Annotated in this window: 7 protein-coding genes; all 7 read left to right on the top strand. The window is 66.7% G+C overall.

What is annotated here, in order from left to right:
- The first annotated feature begins 801 nt into the window (after window positions 1-801).
- On the top strand, window positions 802-1,521 hold the full coding sequence (locus tag U9980_RS16335; RefSeq protein WP_322768704.1) for an amino acid ABC transporter ATP-binding protein: 720 nt from the start codon (window positions 802-804) through the stop codon (window positions 1,519-1,521).
- Window positions 1,522-1,680: 159 nt separating this feature from the next.
- Window positions 1,681-2,568, top strand: a complete 888-nt coding sequence (locus U9980_RS16330) for a glutamate ABC transporter substrate-binding protein (RefSeq protein WP_322768703.1) — start codon at window positions 1,681-1,683, stop codon at window positions 2,566-2,568.
- A 24-nt stretch (window positions 2,569-2,592) separates the two neighbouring features.
- Window positions 2,593-3,243: an amino acid ABC transporter permease gene (locus U9980_RS16325; protein ID WP_322755847.1), complete on the top strand. Its 651-nt coding sequence runs from the start codon at window positions 2,593-2,595 to the stop codon at window positions 3,241-3,243.
- Entirely contained in the window at window positions 3,240-4,115 is an 876-nt protein-coding gene (locus U9980_RS16320) for an amino acid ABC transporter permease (protein WP_322768701.1), read from the top strand. The genes U9980_RS16325 and U9980_RS16320 overlap by 4 nt, the downstream gene beginning before the upstream one ends.
- 290 nt (window positions 4,116-4,405) lie before the next feature.
- Window positions 4,406-4,825, top strand: a complete 420-nt coding sequence (locus tag U9980_RS16315; RefSeq protein WP_322768700.1) for a YciI family protein — start codon at window positions 4,406-4,408, stop codon at window positions 4,823-4,825.
- On the top strand, window positions 4,825-6,129 hold the full coding sequence (locus U9980_RS16310; RefSeq protein WP_322768702.1) for an RNA polymerase sigma factor: 1,305 nt from the start codon (window positions 4,825-4,827) through the stop codon (window positions 6,127-6,129). The genes U9980_RS16315 and U9980_RS16310 overlap by 1 nt, the downstream gene beginning before the upstream one ends.
- A gap of 261 nt (window positions 6,130-6,390) precedes the next feature.
- On the top strand, window positions 6,391-8,567 hold a 2,177-nt coding region (locus U9980_RS16305), incomplete at its 3' end, for an NADP-dependent isocitrate dehydrogenase (RefSeq protein ID WP_322768699.1).

The following is an 8,567-nucleotide window of genomic DNA, read 5'->3' as shown; positions in this document are numbered from 1 at the left end:
GTTGTAGAGCTGGTTGTATGCGGAATGGTGCTCAGCCGGGAGGTTATCGCGGTAAGTGGTTGCGGGAACGATCACGACCAGTCGACTGCCCATCTCCGAGACGACTTCGGCGAATATGGCGTCCGCGCCATCTTACCACTTTCGTCGGCGGATACGCGCCGCTCGAGCATCTGCCACGCCAGTCGCAGCCACATAGAGATCACTGTGGCTGTAGTATTAGGAGTACCAGATCAGCTCTGGGGCGAGAACGTGGTCGCGGCCGTCGTCCCCGCCACCCGAACACGAACTCATCGACTTCAGCCGTACCCACATCGCCAGCTTCAAGAAACCCAAACAGATCATCTACCTCGACGCCCTGCCCAAAAACGCCTACGGCAAAGTACTGCGGCGCGAGGCACGCAAACTCGTGCTGCCGACGGACCTGCGCCCGGAGGTCTCCGCCCGGCAGGAGGCAAGCGCGCCGTAGCCGGGTCTGGTCGGATGTCCGCGCTGACGCTCCTTGCTGATCTCGGCGTACCGGCCACCGGTAGCATGTCGCACATCGGACGCGATCCAAGAGGATCCCAGCGGCGCCCGGGGACATCCGAACGTCCGGATCCGAAGCTATCGGACCCACAGAGCCAGCCCGTGGCACCAGAGTATGTCAATATGCTTTCCGCGCGTTCGCCGGCGTCCGCTTCCGGACAGGCCCGGATTCCGGACTCCCCTACCGGTCGGTGACCTGTACCTGCTACCGTTCCGCTCAATCTGACCGAAGGGTTGACCGTGACGGATGACGCTCGGGGTGAGCCGCTGATCATCATGGCGGGCGTCGAGAAATCGTTTGGTGGTTTCCGTGCACTCCACGAGATCAACCTCACTGTGCACAGCGGTGAGGTGGTCGTCGTCATCGGCCCTTCGGGATCGGGTAAGTCGACACTGTGCAGGTGTATCAACCGCCTGGAAACCGTGGACGCCGGTCAGATCATGATTGGCGGGGAGCGACTGCCCGACGAGGGGCGTGCCCTCGCGCGGTTACGCGCCGAAGTGGGCATGGTCTTCCAGTCGTTCAACCTGTTTGCGCACAAGACCGCGCTGGAGAACGTCACTCTCGGGCCGATCAAGGTCAAGAGAATCCCGCGGGAAGCGGCCGAGCGTCAGGGCCGGGAACTACTCGACCGGGTGGGCATCGGGGAAAAGGCAGACAGCTACCCTGCTCATCTTTCTGGCGGGCAACAGCAACGCGTCGCGATTGCCCGGGCGCTTGCCATGGACCCGAAGGTGATCCTGTTCGACGAGCCCACCTCGGCCCTCGATCCGGAGTACATCGCCGAGGTGCTCGACGTCATGACGGAGCTCGCCGGCGACGGCATGACCATGGTTGTAGTCACCCACGAGATGGGGTTCGCCCGGCGCGCCGCACACCGCATCGTATTCATGGCTGACGGTCGAATCCTTGAGGAAGGGACGCCGGAAAGCTTCTTCGACAACCCACGGACACCGAGGGCCCGTGATTTCCTGGCCCGTGTCCTCCCGCACTGATAGCGTGCCCCGCTATCCGGCGGCCCACCGGACTGTTCAACTGAGTTGTCCAACCGGGTTGCCGCACCGCCAGCTTTCACGGCCGACACATCCATTGAGAGGACAAACATGCGGATTCCACAGCCACCGGTCCGGCGCCGTCTGCTCCCGGCGCGCTCCATGCGACGGCGATGGTTCGCGGCGACCGCGCTCGCCTGTGCGGTCACGCTCGCCGTCGCCGGCTGCGGAGGCGACTCGACCGACTCGACCGACAAGGCGGTCGGCGCCGGGAGCTCACCCACCTTCGCCGCCGGCACGACGATGGCGAGGCTCGCCGCTGCGGGGAAGGTCACCGTCGGCACCAAGTTCGACCAGCCGTTGTTCGGGCTGAAAGGGCTTGATGGCAAGGTCGCCGGATTCGACGTCGAAATCGCGAAGATCATATCCGCCGGTATGGGGATCAACGAGAGTGGCATCACCTTCGTCGAGACGCCGTCGTCCCAGCGTGAGGGAGCGATCCAGCAGGGCAAGGTCGACTTCGTCGTCGCCACCTACACGATCAATGACAAACGCAAGCAGCTCGTCAGCTTCGCCGGGCCCTACTACCAGGCCGGCCAGGACATCATGGTGAAGAAGGACAACACCACCATCACCGGGCCGGAGTCGTTGCGTCCCGCGAACGCGAAGGTCTGCTCCGTCTCCGGGTCGACTCCGGCTGAGAAGATCAAACAATACGTCGACGCGTCCAACATCGTGCTCTTCGACGTCTACTCCAAGTGTGCGGATGCCTTGCGCACCGGCCAGGTCGATGCCGTCACCACCGACAACGTCGTCCTGTTGGGCCTTGCCGACGCCAGCGGCGGTGCCTTCAAGCTGGTCGACAAGCCCTTCACCACCGAGCCCTACGGCATCGGTATCAAAAAGGGTGACATCGCCTTCTGCCAGTTCATTCACGAGCAGCTGACCGCGGCGTCGGCGGACGGGCGCTACGCCAAGGCCTGGCAGTCCACGGCGGGTAAGGTCACCGGGACCACACCGACCCTCCCCACACTCGCCACCTGTTCCTGAGCTAAGATCACCACGGGAGCCGCCATGGGTGTCATCACCGACAACGTGGGCCTGTACGCCCACGGCCTGCTGGGAACATTGAAGATCTGCGGCTTGGCGGCCGTGGGGGCGTTGCTGCTCGGGATCGTGCTGGCGGTGTTCCGGGTGTCGCCCGTGGCACCCCTGCGAGCCACCGGCACCGCGTACGTCACGCTGGTCCGTAACTGTCCATTGACGATTGTTCTGTTCTTCTTTGCGTTCGGCCTCCCCGAGGTGGGCATCAACGGTGCCTATTTGGTTTTCGGTGTCGCCGGGCTCGCCGTTTATACCGCTGCGTTCGTGTGCGAGGCGCTACGCAGCGGTATTGGCGCGGTCGACGCAGGCCAGGCCGAGGCCGCGCGCGCGATAGGTCTCACCTTCGGTCAGTCGCTACGACTGATCGTGCTGCCGCAGGCTGTGCGGGCGGTGATTCCGCCGCTGGGCAGCGTCGCGATCGCAATGATCAAAAATTCGGCGATCCTCGGCGCCTTCGGGGTCGGCGGCGAACTTTACAGTGTGGCGAACACGCTGAACAGCGCCCGGGGTGAACCGGCACTGCCGGTCTACACCGGCGTGGTGATCGGTTATCTGATCATCATCATTCCCGCAGGTCTGCTCCTGGGGGTACTGGAGAAGCGTATGACGGTCGCCCGGTGAGCGCAGGCCATCTCTACGATGCGCCGGGCCCCCGCGGGCGACGGCGGATCCGTATCGCCACGGTGGTGGCGGGCCTGGCCCTGGTCGGCCTCGCGGCGCTCGTCGTACGGCGGCTCGCCGCGAACGGCCAGTTCGCCGCTGCGAAGTGGAGCCCGCTGTTCGACCCGAACGACGCGAACTTCGCCGACCTGTGGCGCCTGTTCGGCGGCGGTCTCCTGCACACCCTGACGGCCGCCGCCCTGGCGATGTCGTTGTCGCTGCCGTTCGGGGTTTTCATCGCGGCGACGAGGATCTCGGCATCCCGATGGTACCGCGGGATAATCGTCGGTACGGTTGAGATTCTGCGCGCCGTTCCGGTGGTTATCGCAATCTTTTTCGCGTATCAGGTTCTCCCCACGTATGGGATCAAGCTGCCGCTGTTGTGGTACATCGTCATCGGTCTCACAGCCTACAACTCGGTGGTCATCTCCGAGATCGTCCGGGCGGGTATCCTCGCGGTACCGAAAGGTCAGTCCGACGCCGCCGCCGCGCTGGGTCTCACTCGCACCCAGTCCATGCGGTTCATCCTGTTGCCCCAGGCGTTCCGATCGATGCTGCCAGCATTGATCAGCCAGCTCGTCGTGATCCTCAAAGACACGTCTCTCGGCGCGTTCATCGCCTACGAGGAGCTGCTGCGCCGCGGTCTGATCGCCATTCAGACACTGCACAATCCGATTCAGACATATCTGGTGATCGCCGCTATCTTCATCGGCATCAACTATCTCGCGAGCCGTCTGGCGATCTACGTGGAAGCGCGCCTGTCAACCCGGCGATCGGTGCCGCCCTCCGAAGATCCTCAGATCAACAGTTCGGTGCCGGCAACAGTCCCGTGACGGCAGTCATCCCGTCGACGGAAATGCACAGAGACGATGGTGGGTGCTCTGGACGACTGTGCCGCGCTGCCCGGCCCCGGCCCCGGCCCCGGCCCCGGCCTCACGCTGGCCAGTTCGACGGCGGCACCGGAGTTCCGTGGGCCGCGATCTCGCGGTCCAGCTGCGCGGGTCCGACTATGACCAGTGCCCTGGCTGGCTTGCGTCCATCTGGCGTGTCGATTCGCGGCTGTCCCGTTCGACCTGGGAGTGACAGGGTCGAGAGGCGACCGGCGAGATCAAGGAGATCGACGATGCCGAAGTACATGCTGATCATGCGAGGCACGGACGAATCCGTCGCGAAGATGATGGAGACGCCCTTCGAGCAGAGGCTCGAGACGGTGGGTCGTTTCAGTGAGGAGATGATCCGGGCTGGCGTGCTCGTCGCCGCCGAGGGCCTGGACGACCCGACCCAGGGCGTGGTGGTCGACTTCAGCGGCGAGACGCCGGTGGTCACCGACGGTCCGTACGGCGAGACGAAGGAGCTGTTCGGCGGTTTCTACGTGATCGACGTGGCCTCGAAGGAGGAGGCGGTCGAGTGGGCCAAGCGACTGCCGGCGGCTGCCGGCACGAAGTGCGAGATCCGCCGCGTGCCGAGCATCGAGGAGTTCCCGCAGGACAATGAGTGGATCATCAAGGAGCGGGCGTGGCGCGAGCGGACCGGCCAGCTCTGATGCCCGCGGCCACCGGCGGCCCGCCGAGCACCGAGTCGGCGCGGCGGGCCGTCGAGGCCGTCTGGCGGATCTCCTCCGCACGGATCGTCGGTGCGCTGGCCCGCTACACCGGGGACTTCGCGCTCGCCGAGGACGTCGCGCAGGCGGCGGTGGCGGAGGCGCTCGTCACCTGGTCGCGAGACGGTGCGCCGGCGAACCCGGTGGGCTGGCTGCTGTCGACCGCGCGGCGGCGCGCCATCGACAGCTTCCGCCGCCGGTCGGCACTCGACGAGCGCTACGCCATGCTCGCCGGCCAGCTCGCCGAGGGTGAGGTGAGCTCGGGCGCGGTGGCCCCGCGGGACCGGTCGGATGACCTGCCGTGGGATCCCGACCGGGTCGAGGACGACGTCCTCGCGCTGATGTTCGTGGCCTGTCATCCGGTGCTCTCGTCCGAGGCCCGGGTGGCCCTGACGCTGCGCACGGTCGGCGGCCTGGCGAGCGAGGAGATCGCCCGGGCGTTCCTCGTGCCCGTGCCGACGGTCCAGGCACGGATCACGCGGGCGAAGAAGACGATCGCCGCGGCGGGAGTGCCGTTCGAGCTGCCGCCGTCCGAGGAACGGCGCCACCGGCTCGGTGGTGTCCTGAGCGTGCTGTACGTGATTTTCGCGGAGGGCTCGACGGCGACGACCGGTGACCACCTGCTGCGTCCCGATCTCGCGTACGAGGCGATCCGGCTGGCCCGGATGCTGGCCGCATTGTTGCCCGACGAGCCGGAGGTGTGCGGGCTGCTCGCCCTGTTCGAGCTCACGGCCGCGCGTTTTCCCGCGCGCACCGGGCCCGATGGCGAGGCCGTGCTCCTGGAGGATCAGGACCGGCGCCGGTGGGACCGGTCGGCGATCCGTCGCGGTCTGGCCGCGATCGGCCGGGCCTCGGCACTCGGGCGTGGCCTGGGACCGTACGGGCTGCAGGCAGCGATCGCCGCCTGCCACGCGTCGGCGTCCTCGGTGTCGGAGACCGACTGGGAGCGTGTCGTGCTCCTCTATGAGGCGCTCGGCCGCGTGGCTCGGTCACCCGTCGTCGAGCTCAACCGGGCCGTCGCCGTCGCGATGGCGAATGGACCACAGCAGGCGCTGTCTATCGTGGATGAGCTGGTCGCCTCGGACCGCCTGTCGGGGTCGTACCTCCTCCCGAGCGTGCGCGGTGAGCTGCTCGTCCGACTCGGCCGGACCGCGGAGGCACGGGCCGAGCTGGAGCTCGCCGCCCGACTGTGCTGCAACGTCCGCGAGCGGTCGGTGCTGCTGCGCAAGGCGGCTGCGTTGGCGTGATATCGGTCCGCCTCCCGCAGAACTGATCTGAACGGTGTGGATCTCCAGAACCCTGATGTGGGCGGTGGTGGGCTCGCCGAAGCCGTCCGCATGAGAGGGTCGAATGCGCCTGACCCTCAGTCTGGCGCGGTGTTCCACCGCAGATGCCAGCCGGGCGGTCGATGACGATGAGCGCACACCCGCCGTCGTGATCAAAGCAAGGGTGGGATGATCAGGATATACCTTGAGATTGAGGCAAAGTATACGTGAAGCGGAGTATCGGTGACTGATTCGACCATCATCTACACCCACACTGACGAGGCCCCGGCCCTGGCGACGTACGCGTTCCTGCCAGTGGTCCAGGCATACGCCCGAGCGGCCGGTGTCAGTGTCGAAAGCCGTGACATCTCCCTGGCCGGGCGGATCATCGCCAGTTTCCCCGAGTATCTCGGGGAGGCTCAGCGCATCCCTGACGCGCTCACCGAGCTCGGTGAACTGGCCAGGACGCCCGGGGCGAACATCATCAAGCTGCCGAACGTCTCGGCGTCGCTTCCGCAGCTGAAGGCGGCGATCGCCGAGCTGCAGCAGCATGGCTACGCGTTGCCGGACTACCCTGACGACCCGAAGACCGACGAGGATCGGGCCATCCGCGTCCGTTACGACACGGTCAAGGGCAGTGCGGTCAATCCGGTGCTACGCGAGGGCAACTCCGATCGCCGTGCCCCTGCGTCGGTGAAGAACTACGCCAGGACCCATCCGCACCGGATGGGCGCGTGGCGGTCCGACTCGGGGACGAACGTCGCCACCATGGTTGCCGACGATTTCCGCTCCACCGAGCGGTCCACGGTCATCACCCGGGACGGCTCGGTGCGCATCGAACTGGCGGGTGACGACGGTGCCACCACCGTCCTGCGTGCGTCCGTGCCGGTGCTGGCGGGCGAGGTCGTGGACGCGTCGGTGATGCGCGTGGCCGCGCTGTATGAGTTCCTTGCGGCACAGATCGCCCGGGCCAAGGCCGAGGGCGTACTGTTCTCGGTGCACCTGAAGGCGACGATGATGAAGGTCTCCGACCCGATCATCTTCGGTCACGTGGTGCGGGCCTTCTTCCCGGCGACGTTCGCCGCGTACGGTGCGACGCTCGCCGCCGCAGGCCTGAGTCCGAACGACGGGCTCGGCGCCATCCTCAAGGGCCTGGAACAGCTGCCCGAAGGCGCGGAGATCAAGGCCTCCTTCTCCGCCGAGCTGGCTGCCGGGCCCGCCCTGGCGATGGTCGACTCCGACCGCGGCATCACCAACCTGCACGTGCCCAGCGATGTCATCGTCGACGCCTCCATGCCGGCCATGATCCGCACCTCTGGTCGCATGTGGGGGCCGGACGGCCAGGAGGCGGACACCCTCGCCGTTCTCCCCGACAGCAGCTACGCCGGCATCTACCAGGTCGTCCTCGACGACTGTCGGGCGAACGGGGCCTTCGACCCCGCGACGATGGGCTCGGTGTCCAACGTCGGTCTGATGGCGCAGCAGGCCGAGGAGTACGGCAGCCACGACAAGACCTTCGAGATCCCCACCACGGGCACGGTGCGGGTCGTCGACGAGGCCGGCGACGTGGTTGTGGAGCAGGTGGTCGCCGCCGGCGACATCTTCCGCGTATGCCAGGCCAAGGATGCACCGATCAGGGACTGGGTGAAGCTCGCGGTCACCCGCGCCCGCGCCACCGGCGACCCGGCGGTGTTCTGGCTGGACGAGAACCGCGCGCACGACGCGAAGGTGATCGAGAAAGTCAGGGCATACCTGCCCGAACACGACACCCGGGGACTGCAGATCGAGGTCATGGCGCCGGTCGACGCGATCGCGTTCTCGCTGGAGCGGATCCGCCGCGGCGAGAACACGATCTCGGTTACCGGCAACGTACTGCGTGACTACCTGACCGACCTGTTCCCGATCCTGGAGCTCGGTACGAGCGCCAAGATGCTCTCGGTCGTCCCGCTCATGAACGGCGGCGGCCTGTTCGAGACCGGGGCCGGCGGCTCCGCACCCAAGCACGTCCAGCAGCTCCTCAAGGAGAACTACCTGCGCTGGGACAGCCTGGGCGAGTTCCTCGCGCTGGCGGTCAGCTTCGAGCACCTCGCCCAGACGACGGGTAACGCACGCGCTCAGGTGCTCGCCGACACCCTCGACCGCGCGACTGCCACCTTCCTCAACGAGGACAAGTCGCCCAGCCGCCGCCTGGGCGGCCTCGACAACCGCGGCAGCCACTTCTACCTGGCGTTCTACTGGGCGCAGGAGCTGGCCACACAGACCGACGACGCTGATCTCGCGGCGGCGTTCGCAGGCCTGGCCAAGACGCTCGCCGAGCAGGAGCAGACCATCGTCGACGAGCTGATCGCGGTCCAGGGCTCGCCGACCGACATCGGGGGTTACTACCAGCCCGACGCCTCCATGGCCGCGGCTGTCATGCG

This window comes from Protofrankia sp. Cr1 (assembly GCF_963555865.1).
GTDB lineage: Bacteria > Actinomycetota > Actinomycetes > Frankiales > Frankiaceae > Protofrankia.
This window is presented reverse-complemented; position numbering and strand designations above follow the sequence as displayed.

What these genes read in the sequence shown, in the direction of transcription:
- U9980_RS16335 (WP_322768704.1), top strand. Translation starts at nt 802, where the DNA reads ATGGCGGGCGTCGAGAAATCGTTTGGTGGTTTCCGTGCACTCCACGAG.
- U9980_RS16325 (WP_322755847.1), top strand. Translation starts at nt 2,593, where the DNA reads ATGGGTGTCATCACCGACAACGTGGGCCTGTACGCCCACGGCCTGCTG.
- U9980_RS16315 (WP_322768700.1), top strand. Translation starts at nt 4,406, where the DNA reads ATGCCGAAGTACATGCTGATCATGCGAGGCACGGACGAATCCGTCGCG.
- U9980_RS16330 (WP_322768703.1), top strand. Translation starts at nt 1,681, where the DNA reads ATGCGACGGCGATGGTTCGCGGCGACCGCGCTCGCCTGTGCGGTCACG.
- U9980_RS16310 (WP_322768702.1), top strand. Translation starts at nt 4,825, where the DNA reads ATGCCCGCGGCCACCGGCGGCCCGCCGAGCACCGAGTCGGCGCGGCGG.